Genomic DNA, 23806 nt, shown 5'->3' with positions numbered 1-23806 from the left:
TTTAATCTTTTTTGGTTGGTTAGTTAGTGAAGAAATTGCCTCCGGTATAGAGTCCTGAGGCAATTTTTTTTAGCGGTAAAAATTCATCTCATCGATGTATTTCCATACCATGGGCGGTAATAACGGTCTTACATCCTTACCTGCTTTAATGGCTTTTCTAATGAACGTGGAGGAGATCTCCACTCTTGGCGCATCGACCAGAGATACCTTTGGGTGGTCGAGCAGATCTGGATGGGTTTCCCCTTCAGAATGCCGGGGATACACAATAATATGATGCCGCTCCAGGATCACCTCATAATTTTTCCATTTGGGAAAGCTCTTTAGGTTATCTTCTCCCATAATGAGGGAAAAATCATACTGCGGATATTTATCTTCCAGGTGCGCAAGCGTCGTCACTGTATAGTTAGGCTGCGGCAGGTTAAATTCGATATCACTTGGCCTTATTCCGGGATATTCCTCACACAACTGCCACACCATATCATAGCGGTATTGGTTGTTGAGTAAGCTGCTCTTCTTTTTAAACGGATTGTGGGGTGTTACCACCATCCAGATCTCGGTAAGGTCTGAGTACTGTAGCAGGTGATTTGCAAGGATGAGGTGACCTATGTGTACAGGATTAAAAGTGCCAAAAAATAATCCTACTCTTTTTTTCACTTTTTGAGATCTTTATTGGCTCCCACAAAATCGGAAACCAGGGTATATGCCTCTTCCAAAGCTGTATTTAGATCGTTGTTTACAATGATATAATCAAACTGGGGTGCAGTGGCCAGTTCAATAGAAGCTTTTGCCACTCTCATATTGATCTTGTCCATAGATTCTGTCTCCCGCTTCTTAAGGCGAATCTTTAGTTCCTCTATGCTTGGAGGTTTAACAAAAACAGCAAGGGTTTTTTCTGGATAGATGTTCTTGATGTCAAGGCCTCCAACCACATCGATGTCAAAAATAACATTTTTGCCATGGGACCAGATGCGTTCTACTTCACTTTTCAAGGTTCCGTAGAAGTTGTCGCGGTAAACTTCTTCCCATTCCAGGAATTCATCATTTTTGATTTTACTCTTAAACTCCTTTAAGCTTAGAAAGTAATAATCCTTTCCGTGGATTTCGCTTCCTCTTGGTTCTCTGGAAGTGGCTGAAATTGAGAATTCCAGGTTGAGTTCTTCCTGGGCTAAAAGGTATTTTACGATGGTCGTTTTTCCCGATCCTGAGGGAGCCGAAAAGACGATCAATTTTCCGTCTGCCATTACAGTACGTTTAATAGTTGTTCCTTGATCTTTTCCAGCTCATCCTTCATTTGCACCACGAGTTGCTGCATAGGTGCATAATTGGATTTGCTCCCAATAGTATTGATCTCCCGTCCCATCTCCTGGGAAATGAAACCCAGCTTTTTTCCGTTAGAGTCGGCAGAATTCAGGGTTTTTATAAAATAGTCCATATGGTTTTCCAACCGTACCTTTTCTTCAGTAATATCGAATTTTTCAATGTAGAAGATGAGCTCCTGCTCAAACCTGTTTTGATCTACATTCTCTTTTAGATCGGCAACCCCTTTCTGTAGTCGCTCGCGTACACCTGCAATGCGTTCGGGATCCATAGCCATCACCTGCTTCAGGAGGACCAGAATGTTTCCGGCTCTTTGTTCCAGTTCATCTTCCAGCGCCTTACCTTCAGCAGAACGAAAGTCGTTGATCTCACGTAAAGCTTCATCTACAGCCTCTTCTATAGCGCGAAATTCGTTTTCATCGATCTCCTCCCTTTCAGTTTTCAGAGCATCGGGCATGCGTACTGCCATTTTCAGCAATTCAGTTTCATCCCCAGCTGAGATCTCTCTAAGCTGCTTCATGTATTTTTTGACCACTGCAGGATTTACAGCCGCCGTAGTTTCTTCTCCCGTCACTTCCACAAAGACCGAAAAATCCACTTTTCCGCGGTTGAGTTCCCGCGCGATCTTATTGCGCAACTGCAGTTCTTTTTCCCGGTATTGAGAAGGAATGCGTGCATTTAAATCGAGACTTTTGCTGTTAAGGGATTTGATCTCTACGGTGATCTTTTTGGATGGAAGCTGTATAATGCTCTTACCAAAGCCGGTCATAGACTGAATCATAGGGTAATTTTAAAGATGCACAAAGATAATGATTTATGTAGCAGTGCAAAGCAGGGGGTGGGATTATATAAGGGCAAGAAAGATCAGCCTTAGATAATTCACCTTTTTCTAAAGCGTAGTAAGATTGGCATGTCTTGCCACCATCATGTTAAAAATCCCGTAGCCGATAAGTCCAACGGCTGTTGCACCAAGCAGGAATGGTCCATAGGAGAAGGAAAGCAAGTATTGAAGCGCACCTTCTGTCCCTTTATAAATACTGGCATTGTGCTGTAGGATCACCTTAAAAAGGAAATAGGAAATAATTCCAAAAACCACCCCCCGGGCATAGTATCCAAATTTCCCTGCCTTTCTAATAAAATCATATTCATGCTTAATATCGGGATAATTATCTATCTTCTTCATGTATTTACCACTCCTGCCGATCCTGAATTGCCATAAAGCCTGTCCTGCAACTACGATTGCGAGGATCCAGATCAGGATCTTACCCCAATCTGTGGACAGTAACTCCCAAAGAGCGGCTTTTTCTTCCATCCCTCCTTCAGAGCTTTCATTAGAATCTGAAATATCCTTAAAAAAAGGTTTGGCAAAGGAGTAGGCGATGATTCCGTAAAAAACAGCAGAATAAAAATATCTGAATCTTTTAAACCCACTTTTAAGATCTTTACTATTTCCATTATTTCCGGGAAGGAAGAAAGCCTGGTAAATACGCCAAAAGGTGTAGGCAAAAAGTCCTAAAGCTACCAAGGCACCAAGGATATTCCCCAGGGGTAAACTGATTAGAAACTGCACCGCACCATCTGTACTGCTTATATCTCCACCCTGATCAAAAGCTGCCAAAAAGGTGAGACTGCCAATGATCACATAAACGACACCCTTGGTAAAAAAGCCTGCAGAACGCACTTTTGCCACATGTCCCTCATCAGGATTTTTAGTCATATTTTTCCTTTTAAACTAATATAGATCAAAAAGCTTCTTTGGCAGCAGCTGTAATTATTTTTTAACCCTCCTTTAGCTTTATGGAGGTGATAAATGAACCTGAAAAAATTCGAGTGCGCGTTCTTCGGTATAGGTTTGAGGTTTTTTCTGAATGAATCCCACATGACCCCCATACTCAGGCATCTCCAGAAAAAGAAATTCACTTTTTCCTGCAATTTTAATCGGGTAACAGGCTTCAGAAAGAAAGCCGTCATTTTTGGCATTTATGAGCAGGGTAGGAACTGTGATATTTTCCAGGAATTGCAGGGAGCTGTTCTTCTCATAATAATCCACAGCATTTGCAAAATCATGGGCACGGCTGGTGTAGAGTTCATCAATGTCCAGCAGGGAATCGCAGGCCTCGATCTCTTCCTTGGTTAACTGTTCCGGAAACTGTTCTGCCCGCAGTAACAGGTGGTCCCTGAGTTTATAATAAAAACGCTTTGAGTAAAGATAATTCTCTTTCTTCTGAAGTTGTTTTAAGGAGCCATGAAGGTCGCAGGGAACAGAGACCATGACCGCTGCCTTTATTTGCTTAGGAATTTCCCTTTTTTCACCCAGGTATTTTAGCATGAGATTCCCACCCAGGCTAAAGCCGTTGAATGCGATGTGCTTATATTTATCTTTATCCAAAATGTATTCTATCACCTCCTGCAGGTCATCTGTTGCACCTGCATGATAGGACCGGAAGCGCCTGTTCAATTCTCCGCTGCAACCGCGAAGGTTCATGGCTGCAACGTCCCAGCCATTTTTAATAAAGTATTTAGCCAGCCCGGTGACATAAGGGCGGCTTGCACTCCCTTCAAGGCCGTGAATCACTACCAGGACCTTATCAGTTTCTTTTTCTGAAAAGCTCCAGTCAAGATCGATGAAATCTCCATCCTGCAAAGTCACCCTTTCCCGCTGCTGGGGTACCGGCGCTTTGCGAAGGGTAGCCGAATATACCGTAGAAACGTGGTAGTTCCTGAAGATAAACGGCGGATCATATGTGCTTTTTACAAGAGGCATTTCATCTCATTTAAGATTTGTAAAGGAATTAAAAATCGCTATGCGTGCATAATATTAATTTGTAATTTTATCTCAAAATTTTGAAAATGTACAAGAAGAAGTTTGAGATAAGATGGAGTGACATTGATGCCAACCGACATTTAGCCAATACAGCTTATATCAATTTTATGAGCCATACCAGAATGGGGTTTTTAATGGAGAACGGCTTTGGCCAGAAAGAAATGGCGCAGCACAACCTGGGTCCTGTGGTATTTTATGAGCACGTTTATTATTTTAAAGAGGTCTTTGCAGGAGAGCCTGTAACAGTAACTTTAAAACTAAGCGGCCTTTCTGAAGATGGAATGTACTTCGAATTTGTACATGATTTTTATGATCATAAAGGGCGGAATTTTGCCAGCTGTGAAATGATGGGTGGATGGATCGATCTAAAGGAACGTAAACTCACCGGGCTTCCAAAAGAGCTGTTCGATAAACTCAATAACCTGGACCATACCGAGGATTTCAAGGTCCTTACAAAAGAAGATACCCGCAGGTTTGGGAAAGCACCAAAAGATATAGATCCTGCTAAGTTGAAGGCTTAGGTTTCCTGGTTACCAGGTAAACTCCTGTAAACACCAGTAACGCGGCAACAATTTTAAGCAGGCTTAGCGAATCGGCTCCTGTAGAGACTGCATAAGCAATAGCGATCAAGGGTTGCAGATAAACAAAAGCACTTATGGTTGCCGCACTCAATTCTTTAAGCGCAAAAACATTCAGCAGGTAGGTGAGAAAGGTAGTGCCAAAGATCACGAATGCCATTCCCAGGATCGCATCCTTAGGCAGAATCGTCCATTCAACTTCTAAAAATTCTTTGATGGTAATGGGAAAATTGATGACTACTGCCATCAGGAAAAGCCATTTCATAATGGTGAAGGAATGGTACTTGGAAGTAAGGGGTTTGACCAGGATGAGGTAAAGCCCATAAGAAATTGCATTTCCCAGAACCAATAAATTCCCCATCGGGATGTTTGGTGCATTGATTACTCCGCGAGCACTGAAAAATACCAGCATCAAAGCTCCGGATAAACCTATGATCACTCCTGCAGCTTTTTTCAAGGTTACCCGTTCTTTGATCAGGATCGCAGCAAGAATCAATACCAGCACCGGAGTTATAGTGGTAATAACCGAACTGTTAATTGGCGTGGTCCAGCTTAGGCCTTTAAAGAAAAGTAGCATATTGATGCACATTCCCAAAACGGCGCACCCAAAGAGCCGCGGCCAGTCACTGGTGGCGATCTTTTCTTTAGGCCCCCAAAAGCTTATAAGCCAGAACAAAATAGCAGCTCCTGTTACTCTTAATAAAATAAACCCGAAAGGCTGAATGTAGACCGGCATTAATCCTTTGGCCACGGTGTGATTAATTCCGTAGATAGTTCCCGCACCAATGGCTGCAAGTATGGCCAGCAGCCTCTTATTCACTTAAAGAAGCTTTTGCTGCAGCCACTTCCTTTTTGGAATTGCCAATAAAGATCTTTTGCCCGTTCACGATTACCGGCCGCTTTAAGAAAGTATAGTGCTCTAAAAGGAGAATTTTATAGTCTTCTTCAGAAAGCTGTTTGTTTTTAAGATCCCTCTCTTTGTAAAGCCTGGCTCTTTTGCTGAAAAGGGCTTCATAAGTTCCCGAAAGATGTTTAAGCTCCTTAAGCTGTTCTTCCGTTAACGGATATTCCTTGATGTCCTGCAGCTCATAAGAAGAGGGTGGATCCAGCTCCTTCAGTATCTTTTTACAGGTATCACAGGTAGAAAGGTGATAGATCTTTTTCATGCTGCAAAATTATTCATTCTTCAGGAAAGGCCGCACCTCTTCAATGGGAATTTCCATGAGGATCTCTCCCGCTGCATAAGCTGCAATTTCGTAGGCATTATATACCAGGATCACCTTATCTTCAGAAAAACCTATATTTTCGGGCAGGTGGAAATTATTATCCTCAAACCAGAAACCTGTGCTGTTGATATTATCAGCTTCCGGAATATTCTGTTCTCTTCGGAAACGCTCTTCAACAAAGGCTGAAAATTCCGGTTCAAAAATGTCATTATAGGCAAGTTTTTCTCCGGTTCTGGGATCAAAGTTCAGGAAGGTGAGATTTTTATAACCGTGGGCACCACCGCTAAAGATCTCCATGCTTATTCCTACAGAAACAATGGTATCTGTGCGCAGGTAGATATTTTCATTGACGTAGGCCTCCCATGGCGGTTCTTCGGAAAAGTTTTCGGCTGCGTCACGATAATCGCTTAAAAATTTTTCTGAAAGCTCTTCCAGGCTTGAAATAGCGGCTTCTTCTTCCGAAGAGATCAGCTGGATTACATGAGTATCGAGATTGCGGTTGATCCTTTGTGATATTTCTGAAGCTCCTTTTGCCCTTACCACGTCTAATGTAATGATGGAGCAATCATAATCGGCAGTATCACAATTTTCCCCGGCTTTTTTCACCAGGCTTTCTTTTTCAAATCGTAACGGAATAGGTTGTTTCTCTTCTTTGTCCCTTTTGCAGCCTGAAAATATCAGCACAAGCAGCAGGAGACGAAAAAATTTGCGGAGCATAAATGGTTATTGTTAAACTGATCTGAAAGGTACGGGCTATTTTGAGAAAGCCCAAAGCAAATGCTACCTTTGAATCTTAAATAATATTTAAAATTATGAAATTCAATACCAGGACCATTCACGGGGGGCAGCAGGATACAGATCCGACTTTTGGGGCTGTAATGCCTCCCATATATCAAACCAGCACCTATAAACAATCCACTCCCGGGGGACATAAAGGTTTTCAATATTCACGTACCGGAAATCCTACCCGCGCCGCCCTGGAAAGATCTTTGGCCAGTATTGAAAATGGAAAATACGGGCTTGCCTTTGGCTCCGGCCTTGCTGCAATTGACGCTGTAATAAAACTGCTGAAGTCCGGGGATGAGATCATTTCCACAAATGACCTGTATGGTGGTTCATACCGGCTGTTTACCAGGATCTTTGAAAAAATGGGCATCAGGTTCCATTTTGTGAGCATGGAAAATGCAGATGGTATTGAACAATACATCAATGAAAATACGAAGATGATCTGGGTAGAGACGCCAACTAATCCCATGATGAATATTATTGACATTGCAGCCATGGCACGCATTGCCAAAGAACATCAGTTGTTGCTGGCAGTTGATAACACTTTTGCAACGCCATACCTGCAACAGCCACTTGAACTAGGGGCAGACATTGTGATGCATAGTGCAACCAAATATTTGGGAGGTCACAGTGATGTGGTGCTGGGAGGTTTGGTGGTGAACGATATGGAACTGGCCGAGAAATTATATTTTAACCAGAATGCAAGTGGAGCCATTTGCGGTCCACAGGACAGCTTTCTTGTGTTAAGAGGCATCAAAACCCTACACCTGCGTATGCAAAGACATTGCGAGAATGGGGAAGCAGTCGCGAGATTTTTAAAAGATCATCCCGGGGTAGACAAAGTTTACTGGCCGGGATTTGAAGATCATCCTAATCACGCCATTGCCAAAAAGCAAATGAAGGGCTTCGGCGGAATGGTCTCTTTTACAACTGCTGAAGGAACTTTGGAAAGTGCACATAATTTCCTGGAGAACCTGAAAATTTTCACTCTTGCTGAATCTCTTGGGGGTGTTGAATCTCTTGCAGGACATCCTGCCACTATGACTCATGCCTCAATTCCGAAGGAGGAAAGAGCAAAAACAGGAATTGTAGATTCATTGATCAGGTTAAGTGTAGGTATAGAAGATGAAGAAGATCTCATTAATGATCTTAAGCAGGCTTTGGAATAGATTGTCTAAAATGCTATTTTTAGAGAGGCTTCGGAAGGAATTCTGAAGCTTTTGTCATTTTCGCTACCGACTAAGGCTATTGATTTTACTAGAAATTCAGATAATAGATATATCCAAAATTCAGCCAGAACATCATATCATCAAATTTGTTCTGGGGGTTATCATGATCCAATCCGTCAATCCAGTCGGTGTTGTAGTATCTCCACTGCAGGTTCGTCACCAGATCACTGGAAGCAGATAATTTATACCGCATCCCTGCACCTGCGACCACTCCCCAGGTTGAACCCGATTCCTGTTGGACGTATCCTTTAAAGGTGGGGAAAATATTATCCTCTAAAGGACCCAGGGTGGAATAGGTGTTAGGATCGTAACCCACATAGGTGAAACCAAGGCTTATATAGGGAGAAATAGGATAGGCAAAGGCGGTATAGTCGCGAATGCTTAAAGGATAATATTCGAGGTGAGCTCCAATTTCAAAGACATTGACTTCTCCAATCATACCCCTTAACTGCCTCCCGCCCTCAGAATTTCGTTTGGCTATTTCCCCAAAATGATTCAGATCTCCCTCGTGATAATCAATTTCTGCTCTAATTCTAAAATGATCGTTAAAATAGGTGTAGCGGGCATAGCAATTACAATCTGCCTTATAGGCAAAGTTGAGGTAGTAGACAAGTCCGACACCTGTACCAACATTTGAAGAGTTGGTTTCGGCATTCCAACGTAATCCGTAATCCGTGAAATAAGCTACTGGACCTGCCACTATGCCTATCTCCTGGCCAACCATTCCCACTTGTGAAAATGCGGTGCCCTTCCCCATGAAAAACAGCAGGCAAAGGGGCAGCAATAATTTGAAAATGTGGGCCATATTAGAAACTCGCGTCTAAGCAAATATATAAAAACATCCTAAAGATTAGGGGAATTACGGGCCTTTCATAAAATGATTAATTATAAAAGGAATAACAAATAAATTAAGGCTAATTTTTGAAGATAATGTATATTTGCAGCGAATCGTAAAAAACGTTTTCGTTAATATAATTTTAGCCAAAACCATGGAAAAAAATGTTCAAGATTTCTTAGATACCGTTTCCAAAAGAAACTCAAATGAACCGGAATTTCTTCAAGCCGTTCATGAGGTAGCCGAAACTGTTATCCCATTCATTGAAAAAAATAAAAAATACCAGAATAAAAAGTTACTGGAGCGTATGGTAGAGCCAGAGCGCGTAATCATGTTCCGTGTGCCATGGATCGATGATCAGGGCGAGGTGCAGGTGAACCGCGGCTTCAGGATCCAGATGAATTCTGCAATTGGACCGTACAAAGGGGGATTGCGTTTTCACCCTTCAGTAAACTTAAGCATCCTTAAATTCCTTGCTTTTGAGCAGGTATTTAAGAACAGTCTTACAACCCTGCCTATGGGCGGTGGTAAAGGAGGATCTGACTTTGATCCTAAAGGAAAGTCAGACAACGAGGTGATGAAATTCTGCCAGAGCTTTATGACAGAACTTTTCCGTCATATCGGTGCCAATACAGATGTTCCTGCGGGAGACATTGGAGTTGGAGCAAGAGAGGTTGGATTTATGTTTGGTCAGTACAAAAGACTTCAGAATGAATTCACCGGAATCCTAACCGGAAAAGGTCTTGCTTACGGCGGATCCCTTATTCGGCCAGAAGCTACAGGCTACGGGAATGTCTATTTCGCAGAAAACATGCTGAAAACCAAAGGTGATACCATTAAAGGTAAAACTATTGTGGTTTCAGGATCAGGGAACGTAGCCCAATATGCTGTTGAAAAAGCAACCCAGCTTGGAGGAAAAGTGGTTACCATGAGTGACTCTTCCGGATATATCTATGATGAAACCGGAATTGATGCAGGTAAACTGGATCATATCATGGAGATCAAAAATGTGAAGCGTGGCAGGATCAAAGATTATTTAGATCAATATCCCGATGCTAAATATTTCGATGGTGAAACTCCATGGAATGTGAAGTGTGATATCGCGCTTCCTTGTGCTACTCAAAATGAATTACATGAGGAAGATGCAAGAGCTCTTGTTAAAAATGGTTGTAAGCTTGTTGGGGAAGGTGCAAACATGCCCTGTACTCCCGAAGCTATTGCAGTATTCCAGGAGAATAAGATCCTATTCTCACCTGGGAAAGCCTCAAACGCAGGTGGGGTAGCGACTTCAGGTCTTGAAATGTCTCAGAACTCTATGAGATACAACTGGACTGCCGAAGAAGTGGATACGAAGCTTAAGCAGATCATGAATGATATCCATGAGCAGTGTGTGAAGTATGGAACTGAAGATGGAAGTGATTACGTGGATTACGTAAGAGGAGCAAATATTGCCGGTTTCGTAAAGGTTGCCGATGCCATGTTAGCCCAGGGAGTAGTTTAACTATTCCTGAATATAATTTTGAAGAAGCCGCAGTTTTGCGGCTTTTTCTTTTTTTGACTTACATTTATTGCTTCGGAATAATACCTGCTAAAAATGCCATTTTTGAGAGGTATTGTTTCTTAAGTTTTTACTGCTGAAGATCCTTGTTATTAAATCCTAATGCTTCTGAAGCTAAAATTACACCGGTATTCATGTTGATCACCACCAAAGGAATTGTTTTTAGCGCCCTCAAATACGCAGAAGCCGATTTGATCGTGAAATGCTTTACTGAAAGAGCGGGCTTAAAGACCTATCTGCTTCGGGGAGTGCTCAAATCCAAAAAAGGAAAGCTGAAGGCATCCCTGTTTCAGCCTTTAACCCAACTGGAACTGGTGGCGAGTCATAAAGACAAAGGCACCCTGGAATACATTAAAGAAGCAAAGATCCATAGCCCTTACCAAAGCCTTCACACTAATGTGATCAAATCTACGGTGGTGATGTTCCTTGCCGAGGTGCTTCGGAATTCTGTCAGGGAAGAAGAAGCAAATATCGCCTTGTATGATTTTCTTGAAGAAAGCCTGGACTGGTTCGATTCGCATGAGAAAACTGTTAATTTTCATTTGTTGTTTTTGGTAAAGCTCACCCGCTATTTAGGATTTTATCCTGATGATTACCAGAAAGATGTACCGGTTTTTAATTTAGTGGAGGGTACATTCCAGGAAGTAGAAACGAATCCCGACTGTATTAATGATGAGAATGTAAGCCTTTTGCAGCGCCTGTTGGGCACAGACTTTGATGAACTTTCTGCATTAAAATTAAACCAGGCCGGCCGTTCTGGCTTTTTGTTGATGCTGTTGAGATATTACGAGATCCATTTGCAGGGCTTTCATAAGCCAAAGTCTTTAACGGTCCTAAATGAAATTTACAGTTAATGCGACTTTTTACAAGCCTAGCCTTGCTCCTTGTCTTTTCTTATTCCTCTGCCCAGAAGATCGTTGTGCTTGATAAAGAGACCAAACAGCCCATTTTTAATGTGGCTGTTTTTAATAAAGATAAATCTAAACATCTATTCACCGGATTTGACGGGGAAGCCGATCTCTCGCAGTTTTCTGCCGGGGAGATCATCTTTTTCAGGCATGTTTCCCACACAGAATTTCATGCCACCAAAAGGCTGATCCTGCAACAGCAAAACAAAGTATTCCTAGAGCCTTCCAGGAATGAACTCACGGAAGTAGTGCTTTCAGTCTCCCGTTTTGAACAGAACAGGAGAAAAGTTCCCCAAAAGGTGGTAAGCATCAATCAAAAAGAGATCCTGGCATCCAGCCCTCAAACTGCTGCGGACCTGTTGGAAAGCACCGGGCAGGTATTTGTTCAGAAGAGTCAGATGGGTGGCGGCAGTCCCATGATTCGGGGTTTCTCTACGAACCGGCTGTTGATCACTGTGGATGGGGTGCGAATGAATACGGCAATTTTTCGGGGTGGGAATCTCCAAAATGTTATTTCAATTGATCCCCTTACAATAGAAAGAACCGAAGTGGTATTAGGGCCGGGTGCTATTACTTTTGGAAGTGATGCCATAGGTGGGGTGATGAACTTTTACACCCTTACTCCGGCGTTTTCTGTAGCCAAAGGCGGAAATTTTTCAGGAAAGGCCTATACCCGCTACGCCACAGCCAACGAAGAAAAGACCGGACACTTGAGCCTGACTTACGGCAATAAAAAATGGGCATTTCTCTCCGGGGTGACATTCTCAGATTTTGGAGATATGCAAATGGGCAGTCATGGCCCTTCTGAATATTTGCGACCGGAATATGCGGTGAGAAGGGACGGGCAGGATCTCATAGTGGAAAATGAAGATCCTAAAGTGCAGAAACCAACGGGGTACGAACAACTCAACCTACTTCAAAAGATTCGCTTTAAGCCTACTGAGGAATATGATTTTTCGCTTGGGATCATCTATTCAACTACTTCAGATTTTCCAAGATATGACAGGCTTTACAGGAAAAAAAATGGCAATCTAAGAGCTGCAGAATGGTATTACGGGCCACAGGAATGGCTACAAACCAATTTTCAGCTCAACAAGGTGGGGAATGGAAAATTCTATAATGAATCCAAACTTACCGCGGCTTATCAGTTTTTTGAGGAAAGCCGCAATGATCGGAATTTTGGGGATGAGATTCTTTATCACACCAAAGAACAGGTGGACGCCTATTCAGTTAATCTGGACTTCGAAAAGGATTTTATCCGCACCAAATTATATTATGGGGGAGAATATGTTTTTAACCGGGTAAATTCTATGGGTAAGGAGACCAATATCCTAACCGGAAATGTCTTTCCCGGCACCTCAAGGTATCCCGATGATGCCACATGGCAATCACTTGCTGCCTATGGAAATCTACAATGGGAACTAAATCCGGAGCTGACGCTGCAAACCGGGGCGAGATATAATTTTATTCTGCTGAAGGCTTCTTTTGACGAAAGCATCTATGATTTCCCATTTTTGGACGCCGATTTAAAAACGGGAGCTCTCACCGGAAGCGCGGGATTAACCTGGCTCCAAAATGACATTTTAGGATGGCAGCTCAACCTTTCCACAGCATTTAGGGCACCGAATATCGATGATGTGGGGAAGATCTTTGACTCAGCCCCCGGCCTGGTGGTTGTTCCCAATCCAAATCTGGAACCGGAAAAGGCATACAACGCCGAGCTTGGTTTAAAACTAAATTTTGATCGTGTGGTGCAGTTTGATCTTGCCGGTTATTACACGCTGCTTCAGGATGCCCTCGTGCGTAGGGATTTCAACCTAAATGGAGAAACAACGATAGATTATCACGGGGAGCCAAGCCGGGTGCAGGCGATTCAGAACTCAGCAAAAGCATACGTCTATGGATTTGAAGCCGGGGCAAAAATCAGATTTTCAAACAGGTTAAAACTGACTTCGCAGGTGAGTCTTACAGAAGGCAAAGAGGAGCAGGATGACGGTACAACTGCAGCCTTGCGGCATGCCGCGCCTTTCTTTGGGAACGCCCACCTGGTATGGGAAAGTAAGGATTTGAGATTTGATCTTTTTGCAGAGTATAATGGGGAGATCAGTGCAGAAGAACTGGCGCCTTCAGAAAGAGATAAAGACTACCTGTACGCAATCAATGAAAATGGCGATCCCTATGCTCCCGAGTGGTATACACTTAACTTTAGCTCACAATACCAGTTGGCAAAAATGGTGTTGCTCACTGCCACTTTAGAAAATATTACCGATCAACGCTATCGCACCTATTCTTCGGGGATTGCTGCTGCAGGCCGTAACCTTATCCTGGCGGTGCAGTACTCCTTTTAGGCTAAGCTTCAGAAAATAACCCGGTTAGAAATGATAAAAATCAGGGTGATTTCAGGTTTTCCCTTTTTAAACCTTTCAATTTATTAAAATTCGTTATTTTCGCGCAACTATTTGAAAGACCCGAATGATGAGCGCAAAGTTCCCTGAATATAAAGGACTTGACCTGCCAAAAGTGGCAGAAGAAATTCTGCAGTATTGGAAGGAAAATGATGTTTTTGAAAAAAGCGTTAGTTCGCGGGAAGGTAAGGAGCCATTCATCTTTTTTGAAGGTCCGCCATCCGCAAACGGACTTCCGGGAATTCATCACGTAATGGCACGTGCCATTAAGGATATTTTTTGCCGCTATCAAACTCAAAAGGGATTCCAGGTCAAACGAAAGGCTGGCTGGGACACCCATGGATTGCCAATTGAACTGGGTGTTGAAAAGGAACTTGGAATTACCAAGGAGGACATCGGTAAGAAAATTAGTGTAGAGGAATATAACGAGGCCTGTAAAAATGCGGTAATGCGTTACACAGATGTGTGGAATGACCTTACCGAAAAAATGGGTTACTGGGTGGATATGGATGATCCCTACATCACCTATAAGTCTAAATACATGGAAACTGTATGGTGGCTGCTTTCCCAGATCTATAAAAAAGGTCTTATTTATAAAGGTTATACCATTCAGCCTTATTCTCCAAAAGCAGGAACCGGATTAAGTTCGCACGAGCTGAATCAACCGGGGACTTATCAGGACGTGACCGATACTACGGTAACGGCAATGTTTAAGGCTAAGAAAGAAACACTTCCCGATTTTCTTTCAGCAATAGAAGGAGAGATCTTTTTTATTGCGTGGACAACAACTCCATGGACCTTGCCTTCAAATACTGCCTTGACCGTAGGGCCAAAGATCGAGTATGTTACTGTACAGACCTATAATCAATATACCTTCCAGCCTATCACTGTGGTGGTAGCCAAAGATCTTGCTGAAAAGCAATTCGATAAGAAGTTCCAAAAAGTGGATTCCGAAGAGGCTTTACAAGCTTACAAAGAAGGGGATAAAAAAATCCCATTTTTGATAGGTAAGTCTTTCCGCGGAAGGGAACTGGAGAATGTAAAATACGAGCAGCTGCTGCCTTATGCTCTTCCTTATGAACATCCCGAAAATGCCTTTAGAGTTATTCTTGGGGATTTTGTTACCACCGAAGACGGTACCGGAATTGTTCATACGGCGCCTACTTTTGGTGCAGATGATGCCATGGTAGCCAGGCAGGCTACTCCTGAAGTTCCACCGCTATTGGTGAAAGATGAAAATGACAATCTTGTTCCGCTGGTAGACCTGCAGGGAAAATTCAGGCCTGAGCTGGGAGAGTTCGGGGGTAAATATGTCAAGAATGAATATTATGATGATGGTAAAGCCCCTGAAAAGTCGGTGGATGTTGAACTCGCCATCAAATTAAAAGAAGAGAACAGGGCTTTTAAAGTTGAAAAGTATGTTCACAGTTATCCTAACTGCTGGAGAACAGATAAGCCTATTTTATATTATCCACTGGATTCCTGGTTCATCAAGATCACCGAGGTTAAAGATCGTATGTATGAGCTCAACCAGCAGATCAACTGGAAACCTAAATCTACAGGAGAAGGAAGATTTGGCAACTGGCTGGCCAATGCAAATGACTGGAACCTTTCGAGATCCAGGTATTGGGGAATTCCGCTGCCAATATGGAGAAGTGAGGACGGCAAAGAAGAAAAGATCATTGGTTCCATTGAAGAACTAAAGCAGGAAATGAAAAAATCTGTGGAAGCAGGATTTATGAAAGCCGATCTTTTTGAAGAATTCCAGCCGGGGAACTTCAGCGATGAGAACTATGATAAGGTAGACCTGCACAAAAATGTGGTTGATGAGATTGTTTTGGTTTCAGCTTCAGGAAAATCCATGAAGCGTGAGGCCGATCTTATCGATGTATGGTTTGATTCGGGATCTATGCCTTATTCGCAGTGGCATTATCCTTTCGAAAATGCCGAAAAGGTAGAAAAAACCTGGCGTAAAGCCGATTTCATAGCCGAGGGCGTTGACCAGACCAGAGGATGGTTCTATACGCTTCACGCCATAGCTACCATGACCTTTGACGATGTAGCATACAAAAACGTAGTTTCTAACGGACTTGTACTCGACAAGAACGGACAGAAAATGTCCAAACGCCTTGGCAATGCCGTAGATCCCTTTGAAACCCTGGCGGCATTCGGTCCCGATGCTACCCGCTGGTACATGATCTCCAATGCCAACCCCTGGGACAATTTGAAATTCGATATTGAAGGTATTTCAGAAGTGCGCCGTAAATTCTTCGGAACACTTTACAACACTTATTCATTCTTTTCGTTATATGCAAACATTGACAACTTTAGCTATGCTGAAGCCGATGTGCCGCTTGAGGAAAGGCCTGAAATTGACAGGTGGATCCTGTCTGAATTACATACGCTCATAGAAAATGTTGATAAATTCTATGCAGATTATGAGCCCACTAAGGCAACGCGGGCAATTTCAGAATTCGTTCAGGAGAATTTGAGCAACTGGTATGTGAGATTGTGCCGAAGAAGATTCTGGAAGGGAGAATATGGCCCAGACAAGATCTCGGCTTATCAAACCCTTTATACCTGTCTGGAGACAGTAGCCAAATTAGGAGCTCCGGTTGCACCTTTCTTTATGGACAGGTTGTATAAAGATCTTAATGTTGCCACTCAAAAAGAGGAATTTGAATCGGTGCATTTAGCCTATTTCCCTAAACCGGACTCTAAGTTTGTTGACAAGGAACTGGAGCGGCAAATGCAGAAGGCACAAACTATTTCCTCCCTGGTACTTTCCCTAAGGAAAAAGGAGATGATCAAGGTAAGACAACCTTTGCAGAGAATTATGATCCCCGTGCTCGATGAGCAGCAAAAAAAGGAGATAAAGGCCGTAGCCGATCTTATAAAATCTGAAGTAAATGTCAAGGAGCTGGAGCTAATAGATGATGCTTCAGGCATCCTGGTTAAACAGATAAAACCTAACTTCAAAGTCCTTGGACCCCGCTTTGGAAAGGATATGAAGCTTATTGCTGCGAAGATCAACAGTTTCACTTCCGCAGACATTCAAATAATTGAGAGGGAAGGGAAAATTGAAGTTGACGTTAATGGGAAATTGCTTACATTAGAATCAGGCGATGTGGAGATCACTTCGCAGGATATTGAAGGATGGCTGGTAGCGAATTCAGGAAATATTACGGTAGCTCTTGATATCACTATTTCAGAAGAATTAAAGAGAGAAGGAATTGCAAGAGAATTGGTGAACAGAATTCAGAATTTTAGAAAGGATTCGGGATTTGAAGTAACCGATAAGATAGATGTGACCCTACAAAAGGATGGTACTGTCGAGGAGGCCGTCGAACAAAATATAGAATATATTAAAACCGAAACCCTCACTGCAAATCTCGACTTAGCAGAAGAAGTGAACAACGGACTGGAAGTTTCTTTTGATGAAGTGACCACAAGGTTGTTAATTAAAAAACATTAAGAACTATGTCAACAGAAGTAAAAGAACGCTACAGCGACGCAGAGCTGGCGGAATTCAGGACATTGATCCTTGCCAAAATCGAAAAGGCGAAGGAACAGCTGGAACTTTACAAGAGCGCCTACATGAATGACGGAAACAATGGTACAGATGATACCTCACCTACGTTCAAGGCCTTTGAAGAAGGCAGCGAGACGATGAGTAAAGAGGCGAATTCTCAATTGGCTATTCGGCAGGAGAAATTTATTCGTGATCTTAAAAATGCGCTTGTGCGTATTGAAAGCAAAACTTATGGGATTTGTAGGGTAACAGGGAAATTAATTGCCAAAGAAAGGCTTAAACTGGTACCGCATGCTACGTTGAGCATTGAAGCAAAAAATATGCAGCGATAACAAGTCTACATACTTATAAAACGCTCCTGCCATCGGTTTGGAGCGTTTTTTGTTTTGACAGAAACATGAAATTCTTTTTTTCTCTACTAATTCTACTGCTGGGCTTTACTGCTGCAGCTCAGAAGCATACCACTCATGTGATCGAGGCAGGAGATCTTGATAAGATCGTGCTCTCCAGTGATGAGATCTATAGTATCAAGATCAGCACGCATCCGGGTACAGAGATAAGGATTGTCACAGATACAGAAGGCGAATACTATAATGATATTAACCTTGATGTGGAAAGGCGGAATCAAACCCTGTTTTTGAAATCCAGGTTTAGGGAGATCCTGCAAAGCGGCTATGATAAGCTGAGCGCACATAAAGTGTTTTCCATGGAAGTTGAACTGGAGATCCCCGAAAATCTTGTGGTGGAGGTAAATTCCAATGTGGCTTCTGTTTTTCTTACAGGCTCTTATGAAAGTGTGTTGATCCAGTTGAAAACAGGCTCCTGTTACTTTGAAGATTTTGAAGGAGCGGCTGTAGTGAACACCTACGAAGGAAATATTCTTGGCAGCGCCCGTAATTTTACTTCTGAAGCAAATTCCCGTCATGGGCAGGTTGAAGTGCCCCAAAATTCCCATGGAATTCATAAAATGGTATTAACCAGCATCAACGGGGATATAAAGCTTACTGAAACTAAATAATATTAGTATTTTTGCCCCGTTCAAAAAATTCTAAATGTCCTTAAAACAAGCCTCTGCCATTATTGTTGTTATCCTGATCATAGATCAGGTCTCAAAATTCTATATCAAGACCAATTTTATGTTGGGGGATGAGATAAGGGTTTTTGAATGGTTCAGGATCTTGTTTGTTGAAAATAAGGGCATGGCGTGGGGAGCACAAATTCCCGGGGAATATGGAAAATTACTGCTCACAACTTTCAGGCTTATTGCCGTACCTTTTATAGGTTACTGGTTGTGGGATTCCATCAGGAAGAATGGTTCCAAAATTCTCATAACTGCAATTGCTTTGATATTTGCAGGAGCCGTGGGTAATATCATAGATTCCGTATTCTACGGTGTGATCTTCGATCACAGTTACAATCAGGTGGCAGAATTTATGCCCGAAGGTGGAGGTTATGCCCCTTTGTTATATGGGCATGTTGTGGATATGTTGTATTTCCCGCTGTGGTCCGGATATCTTCCGGAGTGGATCCCTTTTTGGGGAGGAGAATATTTTACCTTTTTTGAACCTGTCTTTAATATTGCAGATTCCGCTATAACTGTTGGTTTCTTCCTATTGATCATCTTTAACAAGAAGGTATTTCCTCATGAGGAAAAGGAAAAGAAGCATTCCGCAAAAGTGGAAAGTTAAGCTACATCTCTTTCAAAGATCTTCTCGAACCGTTTTAGTTCAATAGGTTTAATAAGGTAATCTGTGACCATGTTGAAGGATTTTGCCCTTTCCAGGTCACGGGGATCAATAGACGAACTCACCACATAGAGCGTAATTTTCTTATTGAAGCTATTCTTGATTTTAACAAATTCACTCAGGAATTCCCAACCGTCCATTACTGGCATATTAAGATCCAAAAAGATGATATCGGGCAGGCGCTCTTCACTTACATTTTCCAGAATTGCCTTAAAATAATCCAGGGCTTCTTTTCCATTTTTGAAGATGATAAGGTTCTGGGAAAGTTTCTTGATCTCGATGATCTTTTTAACCAGGTTGACGTAGATCTTGTCATCATCAATGATGCAGGCAAGCTCTATTGGATGATCCATAATATTTAGAATTTGATTTTAAAGGTCGTGCCAATATTTACCGTGCTGGTGACAGAAATGTTTCCACCCATTGCCTCTACCTGATTTTTTGTGATAAAAAGACCAATTCCATTGGCTTCGGGATGACGGTGAAAAGTCTTATACATTCCGAACATTTTATCTCCATGCTCATCCAGGTCGATCCCCATTCCATTGTCACTTACCTCCAGGAAATTCTCTCCATGCTCCTTATAGCTTTGGATATAAATAACGGGTCTCCTGCCTTTGAACTTATATTTTATGGCATTTGTAATCAAATTTAATAAAATACTCTCCAGATACTCCGAAATGTAGTTTATTTCGTTCAAGGCATCAAATTCGGCGATGATCTCCGCATTTTCCCGTTTAATTAATGAAGAAGTAGACGCAATTACCACATCCAGAGCATCTTTGAATTTTACGAGCTGTTTTTCTTTTGTTAGGTTGTTTTGCCGGGTCACCACCTCATTGAGATCTTTTATTGCTTCTTCAAGATTTTCTGAAATGTCATTTACATTGATGAGCAGGTCCAGTTTATCTTCGGAAGTTTTAGCTTCTCTCAGTAACTGTGATATAAGGCTAAGGTTACTGCTGTGTGACCGAAGCTGGTGTGACACAATATGTGCAAAATTGAAAAGCCTTGAATTTTGGGAGGCAATAATGTCCAGGGAATTCTGAAGATTGAGTTCGTTGGTCTTTTGTTCATCAATATCCTGGTAAACTCCCCTTATCCCAATGATCTCCTGCTCATTATTATAAACCGGTTTTCCCGTTGCTCTTACCCAAAACTCCCTGTTGTGCAGGGTTCGCATCTTGATCTCCACCTTAAAAGGGATCCCGAATTTGGAACACTTCTTAAACATGTTCTCCACCTTCCCATGATGCTCTGCTGCATAGAATCGCATTTTATCTTCTGGGTTCGGTTCATAATCCATTGGGCAATCCAGGATCTTTTTAGTGACATTGTCCCAATAAACGGCATTTGTGTTCACATCAAGGTACCAGCCGCCGGTTGAGGTCATCTCTGCTGTTTCCCGGTAGTAAAAGAAATTCTCTTCAATGGTATATTGATCCCTTTTCGCCTGGTGAATGTTTACAAACAGAAGTACGGCAGCATCAGAAAATCCTTTGTCCTTGCTTTTTAAGTTGCGGCACTCAAACCAGCGATATTTGCCGTTTTCCAGTTTAAGGCGTACTTCGGCAGTAAAAGGTTTAAAACGGGTGGTGAGGCCTTCAAAATGCTCTCTAAAGTCATATCGATAGTCCCTGTGCAAAATATTTTCAAGGAAAAACTCAAATTTATTGGGACCGGGATCGGGATTTCCTATGAGGTAGTTAAAATGCTGAGACCAGGAGATCTCTTTGGTGAGGAGGTTGATCTTCCAGTAAGCAACATCAAAATCTTCTAAAATACTGTTTAACTGGAGGTCGTTTAGCATTAAAGGGTTCCGTTAATTGCACTAAAAGTAATTGAAAACCTGATGGTTTACAAATTTTTAAAATCATATATTCTTTCCGGAGTTACACAGTAATCCAGGGGGACATCAAGAGGACTTACATCCTCTATCTCTTTTTCGGCTTCAAAAAAGGAAAGTCCTATCTTCAAAACATTAGGGGCACATTGGGATAGAAAACGATCATAAAAGCCTTTTCCGTAGCCTATTCGGTTTCCTTTTTCATCAAAAACGAGGAGTGGAACGAAAACAACATCAATTTTTTCTGCAGGAATTTCTATGCCTTCAACAGGTTCGGGAATTCCCCAATCATTTACTTTGATCACAGTGGAATCTGTAAGTAAAAAGTGTGATAACGTTCCGCTTTTAAAGTCGGCTTTTGAAAGCACAACGTTCTTATCCTTTCCCTGAAGTATGTGCAGGATCGCCTGTGTATCTACCTCTCGCTTTTCTGAAATACTTAAAAAAATATGGTAATAGGAATGTCTCCAGATAGGTAAGCCAATAAGATTATTGGCAATTTTCATACTGCCTTCTTCCACATCTTCAGGAGAAAGTTCTTCCCTGAATTTCTTATATCTAATCCTCAGCTGCTTCTTGTTCATAGGTTTCCTTTGAAACTGAAAGATGAAAGATTGCATCTCCCTGGTATACTATTGGAGATTCGTTCACATTGATGATATAGCCGGTGTTGGGTGCTTTTACCTTATGCCGCAGTTTCCCGTAGGGATCGGTAATAGTCGCGATATATTCTCCTTTTTCAACATGTTTGCCGCAAGGGATTTTTACATGCAATAGTCCGCTGTATTTGGCGCGCATCCAACTGCTGTACTCTATAAGTATAGTTTCCCCTATAGGATCAGGGATCTCGAATTTAGGTTTGAGCATTTCAAAATGTGCCAGGATCCTCATCACTCCTTCCACGCCGTGTTTAGCTATACTCTTATTGCTATCCCTGGATTTTCCACCTTCAAAAAGCAGTACCGGTTTTCCCTGTTTTGCACAGGTTTCTCTGTAGGATTTCGAAATGGTCCTGGAAACTATTGTGAAAGGAGCATTAAATATCCGGGCATAGTGCATTGCCATTTCTTCCCCTTTTTTGATCCTTATTTGGGGGGCATTAAATCTACTGGAACCTCCGGTGTGAAAGTCTATACAAAAATCGGCTACCGGAAGAATCTTCTGTACGAACTGGTATGCAAAACGACTCGCCAAAGATCCATTTTTGGAACCCGGGAAGACCCGGTTCAGGTCGCGGCCATCAGGAAATTCCCTGGTCATATTGAGGAAGCCAAAAACATTAATTATAGGAATGCAGATCACAGTACCTTTGGAAGGTTTATTGATCTCCTTTACAATTAACTGCCTTACTACCTCTACCCCGTTAATCTCATCTCCATGAATGCCTGCTGTGATAAGAACTACAGGTCCTGGTTTTTTGGAACGTTCAATAATAATTGGCACCTCCACATGAGTGGTAGTGTAAAGTTTTGCCATATTAAAATTGAGGGTGGCGCTTTTTCCGGGAGGTATCCTTTTGCCTAATAGTTCGAGAACATTGTGTTCATCTATAAATGCCATGCTTAAACGTTTCGTTCAATATAACGAATTATAGATTTAGCAATATCTTTTCCCGTGGCATGTTCAATGCCTTCAAGTCCCGGGGAAGAATTTACTTCCAGGATCAGGGGTCCGCGGGAACTTTGTAACATATCCACCCCGGCTACTCCAAGACCCATGGCCTTGGCAGCTTTGATGGCGGCATTTTCTTCCTCATCTGTAAGCTGGATGATCGAAGCCGATCCTCCTCTGTGCAGATTGGAACGGAATTCCCCTTCTTTTCCCTGTCTTTTCATGGCGCCCACGACGTGGCCGTCAACAATAAATGCCCGAATATCTGCTCCGCCGGCTTCTTTGATAAATTCCTGAACGATCACCCGCGCCTGCAACCCGTTAAAGGCTTCGATTACAGATTCGGCAGCGTTTTTGGTTTCGGCAAGGACAACCCCAAGCCCCTGGGTGCCTTCTAAAAGTTTAATGATCAAAGGAGCCCCGCCAACATGGTCAATAACTTCACCTACATCTTTCGAATAATTGGTAAAAACGGTTTTTGGAAGACCCAGTCTTGCCCTTGACAACACCTGTAGACTTCTTAATTTGTCCCGGCTTCTCACCAGCGATTGAGATTCGGTTGTGGAGAAAACGCCCATCATTTCAAACTGGCGTACTACCGCAGTTCCGTAGAAGGTGACAGAAGCACCAATCCTTGGGATCACGGCATCGGCATCTTCAATATGCCGGCCCTTATAATAAATGCTGGGATGTTTTTTTTCTATAATGAGGTCACATTTGAGTGGATCAATGACTTCTACCTCATGATGCCTTTTTTTTGCTGCCTCAATGAGACGTTGGGTGGAATAGAGGCTACTATTCCTGGATAAGATCTTAATGTTCATTCTTCTTTTTCTTATAAGAAAGATCGTAATATTCGGTATCAACTACGAACTTGCGGGTGATAAACCTGCGGCCCAAAAGTACAGGAAATCTCATTTCCTGCCGCGCAGATAATGAGAGAGAAATTTTTCTTGTTTTTCCAAACATAGTAATGGTCGTTTGGATCTGATATCTTTTTTGAACAATCCCATTGCTGCTCTTGACAAAAACAATATCATAATCTGTGAATTTGAACGTCCTCCCGTTGTACAGCGGGTGTTCATCATCCAAAAAAGTGCATTTTAGCACTCCTTTTTCTTCAACAATATGATCGCAGTGGATGGAGGAAGTGTAGGCGCCGGTATCGACTTTAACCGCAATGTCTTCGAGGTGCAGATCGGGGAAATCTGCCTTGTCAAAACGGCCAATGGTAATTTTTTCCATATTTGCAAGGTACTAAAAGCAGATTTTTAAAATCTTAAGTATTTCTGAAAATATATTTCCTCAACATCAGGAGGTTATTCCATAAACCACCTTTCATCTCCCCACAGATTTGCCTTTTAGAAAAATTTCTGTGCTCTTCAGGAGCAGGTGCTTTCATTTTT

General features: G+C 42.2%; 24 protein-coding genes. 9 read left to right on the top strand and 15 right to left on the bottom strand.

The genetic code is table 11. From position 1 onward, the window contains the following. Nucleotides 1–69 precede the first annotated feature (69 nt). From nadD to CRO16_RS03465, 5 genes are all read right to left on the bottom strand, one after another. Complete coding sequence (gene nadD, locus CRO16_RS03485; protein ID WP_097054941.1) at nt 70–654, bottom strand: nicotinate (nicotinamide) nucleotide adenylyltransferase; 585 nt, start codon at nt 652–654, stop codon at nt 70–72. Next, the gene (gene gmk, locus CRO16_RS03480) at nt 651–1241 is read right to left on the bottom strand and encodes a guanylate kinase (RefSeq protein ID WP_097054940.1); all 591 of its coding nucleotides are present in this window, start codon (nt 1239–1241) and stop codon (nt 651–653) included. The genes nadD and gmk overlap by 4 nt, the downstream gene beginning before the upstream one ends. Continuing rightward, the gene (locus CRO16_RS03475) at nt 1241–2098 is read right to left on the bottom strand and encodes a YicC/YloC family endoribonuclease (RefSeq protein ID WP_097054939.1); all 858 of its coding nucleotides are present in this window, start codon (nt 2096–2098) and stop codon (nt 1241–1243) included. Before CRO16_RS03475 ends, gmk begins: the two co-directional genes overlap by 1 nt. 108 nt (nt 2099–2206) lie before the next feature. Continuing rightward, nucleotides 2207–3034 (bottom strand): DUF1206 domain-containing protein, encoded by an 828-nt coding sequence (locus tag CRO16_RS03470; RefSeq protein WP_097054938.1) that lies wholly within the window; start codon nt 3032–3034, stop codon nt 2207–2209. Between the two features lie 78 nt (nt 3035–3112). Continuing rightward, nucleotides 3113–4081 carry a YheT family hydrolase gene (locus tag CRO16_RS03465; RefSeq protein ID WP_097054937.1) on the bottom strand — a complete coding sequence of 323 codons (969 nt, stop codon included), beginning with the start codon at nt 4079–4081 and terminating at the stop codon, nt 3113–3115. An 86-nt stretch (nt 4082–4167) separates the two neighbouring features. On the opposite strand from CRO16_RS03465, the gene CRO16_RS03460 reads away from it, so the two are divergent. After that, on the top strand, nt 4168–4662 hold the full coding sequence (locus tag CRO16_RS03460) for an acyl-CoA thioesterase (RefSeq protein ID WP_097054936.1): 495 nt from the start codon (nt 4168–4170) through the stop codon (nt 4660–4662). On the opposite strand, the gene CRO16_RS03455 is transcribed toward CRO16_RS03460, so the two are convergent. From CRO16_RS03455 to CRO16_RS03445, 3 genes are read right to left on the bottom strand one after another with little or no spacing between them, the layout of a single operon-like run. Continuing rightward, nucleotides 4646–5539, bottom strand: a complete 894-nt coding sequence (locus tag CRO16_RS03455) for a DMT family transporter (protein ID WP_097054935.1) — start codon at nt 5537–5539, stop codon at nt 4646–4648. The genes CRO16_RS03460 and CRO16_RS03455 overlap by 17 nt on opposite strands. After that, nucleotides 5532–5885, bottom strand: coding sequence for an arsenate reductase family protein (locus tag CRO16_RS03450; RefSeq protein ID WP_097054934.1), 354 nt, complete (start codon nt 5883–5885; stop codon nt 5532–5534). The genes CRO16_RS03455 and CRO16_RS03450 overlap by 8 nt, the downstream gene beginning before the upstream one ends. 9 nt (nt 5886–5894) lie before the next feature. After that, a complete protein-coding gene (locus CRO16_RS03445; RefSeq protein WP_097054933.1) occupies nt 5895–6662 on the bottom strand; it encodes a DUF3298 and DUF4163 domain-containing protein in 768 nt (255 codons plus the stop codon). Between the two features lie 95 nt (nt 6663–6757). Between CRO16_RS03445 and CRO16_RS03440 the strand changes: the two genes are divergently transcribed. Further along, nucleotides 6758–7900 carry a cystathionine gamma-synthase gene (locus CRO16_RS03440; RefSeq protein WP_097054932.1) on the top strand — a complete coding sequence of 381 codons (1143 nt, stop codon included), beginning with the start codon at nt 6758–6760 and terminating at the stop codon, nt 7898–7900. An 88-nt stretch (nt 7901–7988) separates the two neighbouring features. Here the strand turns inward: CRO16_RS03440 and CRO16_RS03435 are convergent, their stop codons facing one another. Then, nucleotides 7989–8765 carry a THC0290_0291 family protein gene (locus tag CRO16_RS03435; RefSeq protein WP_097054931.1) on the bottom strand — a complete coding sequence of 259 codons (777 nt, stop codon included), beginning with the start codon at nt 8763–8765 and terminating at the stop codon, nt 7989–7991. A gap of 184 nt (nt 8766–8949) precedes the next feature. Here CRO16_RS03435 and gdhA point away from each other — a divergent pair, with 184 nt between their 5' ends. The 7 genes from gdhA (at nt 8950) to CRO16_RS03400 (ending at nt 18886) form a co-directional block, all read left to right on the top strand. After that, entirely contained in the window at nt 8950–10296 is a 1347-nt protein-coding gene (gdhA, locus tag CRO16_RS03430) for an NADP-specific glutamate dehydrogenase (protein ID WP_097054930.1), read from the top strand. Nucleotides 10297–10487: 191 nt separating this feature from the next. Next, nucleotides 10488–11207 (top strand): DNA repair protein RecO, encoded by a 720-nt coding sequence (gene recO / locus CRO16_RS03425; protein WP_097055764.1) that lies wholly within the window; start codon nt 10488–10490, stop codon nt 11205–11207. Further along, nucleotides 11207–13609 (top strand): TonB-dependent receptor, encoded by a 2403-nt coding sequence (locus tag CRO16_RS03420; RefSeq protein WP_097054929.1) that lies wholly within the window; start codon nt 11207–11209, stop codon nt 13607–13609. Before recO ends, CRO16_RS03420 begins: the two co-directional genes overlap by 1 nt. Nucleotides 13610–13736: 127 nt before the next feature. Then, on the top strand, nt 13737–17141 hold the full coding sequence (ileS, locus tag CRO16_RS03415) for an isoleucine--tRNA ligase (RefSeq protein WP_097055763.1): 3405 nt from the start codon (nt 13737–13739) through the stop codon (nt 17139–17141). A 5-nt stretch (nt 17142–17146) separates the two neighbouring features. Then, on the top strand, nt 17147–17530 hold the full coding sequence (locus CRO16_RS03410) for a TraR/DksA family transcriptional regulator (RefSeq protein ID WP_097054928.1): 384 nt from the start codon (nt 17147–17149) through the stop codon (nt 17528–17530). 65 nt (nt 17531–17595) lie between these two features. Next, nucleotides 17596–18216 carry a hypothetical protein gene (locus tag CRO16_RS03405; RefSeq protein WP_097054927.1) on the top strand — a complete coding sequence of 207 codons (621 nt, stop codon included), beginning with the start codon at nt 17596–17598 and terminating at the stop codon, nt 18214–18216. Between the two features lie 34 nt (nt 18217–18250). Beyond that, on the top strand, nt 18251–18886 hold the full coding sequence (locus CRO16_RS03400; protein WP_097054926.1) for a lipoprotein signal peptidase: 636 nt from the start codon (nt 18251–18253) through the stop codon (nt 18884–18886). Here the strand turns inward: CRO16_RS03400 and CRO16_RS03395 are convergent. Genes CRO16_RS03395 through CRO16_RS03370 form a run of 6 tightly spaced genes read right to left on the bottom strand, consistent with a single transcriptional unit; the run spans nt 18883 to nt 23645 of the window. Then, entirely contained in the window at nt 18883–19296 is a 414-nt protein-coding gene (locus CRO16_RS03395; protein WP_097054925.1) for a response regulator, read from the bottom strand. The two genes, CRO16_RS03400 and CRO16_RS03395, sit on opposite strands and share 4 nt — an antisense overlap. Nucleotides 19297–19301: 5 nt before the next feature. Next, a complete protein-coding gene (locus tag CRO16_RS03390) occupies nt 19302–20753 on the bottom strand; it encodes a PAS domain-containing sensor histidine kinase (protein WP_097054924.1) in 1452 nt (483 codons plus the stop codon). Between the two features lie 47 nt (nt 20754–20800). Then, nucleotides 20801–21373: a 5-formyltetrahydrofolate cyclo-ligase gene (locus tag CRO16_RS03385; protein WP_097054923.1), complete on the bottom strand. Its 573-nt coding sequence runs from the start codon at nt 21371–21373 to the stop codon at nt 20801–20803. After that, a complete protein-coding gene (locus CRO16_RS03380; RefSeq protein ID WP_097054922.1) occupies nt 21348–22349 on the bottom strand; it encodes a succinylglutamate desuccinylase/aspartoacylase family protein in 1002 nt (333 codons plus the stop codon). The genes CRO16_RS03385 and CRO16_RS03380 overlap by 26 nt, the downstream gene beginning before the upstream one ends. 2 nt (nt 22350–22351) lie before the next feature. After that, complete coding sequence (gene rimK / locus CRO16_RS03375; protein WP_097054921.1) at nt 22352–23224, bottom strand: 30S ribosomal protein S6--L-glutamate ligase; 873 nt, start codon at nt 23222–23224, stop codon at nt 22352–22354. Next, a complete protein-coding gene (locus CRO16_RS03370) occupies nt 23214–23645 on the bottom strand; it encodes an ATP-dependent zinc protease family protein (RefSeq protein WP_097054920.1) in 432 nt (143 codons plus the stop codon). Before CRO16_RS03370 ends, rimK begins: the two co-directional genes overlap by 11 nt. Nucleotides 23646–23806: the final 161 nt, after the last annotated feature.

It is taken from the genome of Salinimicrobium sediminis (genome assembly GCF_900215295.1).
Taxonomy (GTDB): Bacteria; Bacteroidota; Bacteroidia; order Flavobacteriales; family Flavobacteriaceae; genus Salinimicrobium; species Salinimicrobium sediminis.
Note: the sequence above shows the minus strand (reverse complement) of the source record. Positions and strands in the feature narration are given on the sequence as shown.

Coding starts and splice junctions, on each gene's coding strand:
- gmk (WP_097054940.1), bottom strand. CDS start 1,241: ATGGCAGACGGAAAATTGATCGTCTTTTCGGCTCCCTCAGGATCGGGA.
- CRO16_RS03475 (WP_097054939.1), bottom strand. CDS start 2,098: ATGATTCAGTCTATGACCGGCTTTGGTAAGAGCATTATACAGCTTCCA.
- CRO16_RS03470 (WP_097054938.1), bottom strand. CDS start 3,034: ATGACTAAAAATCCTGATGAGGGACATGTGGCAAAAGTGCGTTCTGCA.
- CRO16_RS03465 (WP_097054937.1), bottom strand. CDS start 4,081: ATGCCTCTTGTAAAAAGCACATATGATCCGCCGTTTATCTTCAGGAAC.
- CRO16_RS03460 (WP_097054936.1), top strand. CDS start 4,168: ATGTACAAGAAGAAGTTTGAGATAAGATGGAGTGACATTGATGCCAAC.
- CRO16_RS03450 (WP_097054934.1), bottom strand. CDS start 5,885: ATGAAAAAGATCTATCACCTTTCTACCTGTGATACCTGTAAAAAGATA.
- CRO16_RS03445 (WP_097054933.1), bottom strand. CDS start 6,662: ATGCTCCGCAAATTTTTTCGTCTCCTGCTGCTTGTGCTGATATTTTCA.
- CRO16_RS03440 (WP_097054932.1), top strand. CDS start 6,758: ATGAAATTCAATACCAGGACCATTCACGGGGGGCAGCAGGATACAGAT.
- CRO16_RS03435 (WP_097054931.1), bottom strand. CDS start 8,765: ATGGCCCACATTTTCAAATTATTGCTGCCCCTTTGCCTGCTGTTTTTC.
- gdhA (WP_097054930.1), top strand. CDS start 8,950: ATGGAAAAAAATGTTCAAGATTTCTTAGATACCGTTTCCAAAAGAAAC.
- recO (WP_097055764.1), top strand. CDS start 10,488: ATGTTGATCACCACCAAAGGAATTGTTTTTAGCGCCCTCAAATACGCA.
- CRO16_RS03420 (WP_097054929.1), top strand. CDS start 11,207: ATGCGACTTTTTACAAGCCTAGCCTTGCTCCTTGTCTTTTCTTATTCC.
- ileS (WP_097055763.1), top strand. CDS start 13,737: ATGAGCGCAAAGTTCCCTGAATATAAAGGACTTGACCTGCCAAAAGTG.
- CRO16_RS03410 (WP_097054928.1), top strand. CDS start 17,147: ATGTCAACAGAAGTAAAAGAACGCTACAGCGACGCAGAGCTGGCGGAA.
- CRO16_RS03405 (WP_097054927.1), top strand. CDS start 17,596: ATGAAATTCTTTTTTTCTCTACTAATTCTACTGCTGGGCTTTACTGCT.
- CRO16_RS03400 (WP_097054926.1), top strand. CDS start 18,251: ATGTCCTTAAAACAAGCCTCTGCCATTATTGTTGTTATCCTGATCATA.
- CRO16_RS03395 (WP_097054925.1), bottom strand. CDS start 19,296: ATGGATCATCCAATAGAGCTTGCCTGCATCATTGATGATGACAAGATC.
- CRO16_RS03390 (WP_097054924.1), bottom strand. CDS start 20,753: ATGCTAAACGACCTCCAGTTAAACAGTATTTTAGAAGATTTTGATGTT.
- CRO16_RS03385 (WP_097054923.1), bottom strand. CDS start 21,373: ATGAACAAGAAGCAGCTGAGGATTAGATATAAGAAATTCAGGGAAGAA.
- CRO16_RS03380 (WP_097054922.1), bottom strand. CDS start 22,349: ATGGCATTTATAGATGAACACAATGTTCTCGAACTATTAGGCAAAAGG.
- rimK (WP_097054921.1), bottom strand. CDS start 23,224: ATGAACATTAAGATCTTATCCAGGAATAGTAGCCTCTATTCCACCCAA.
- CRO16_RS03370 (WP_097054920.1), bottom strand. CDS start 23,645: ATGGAAAAAATTACCATTGGCCGTTTTGACAAGGCAGATTTCCCCGAT.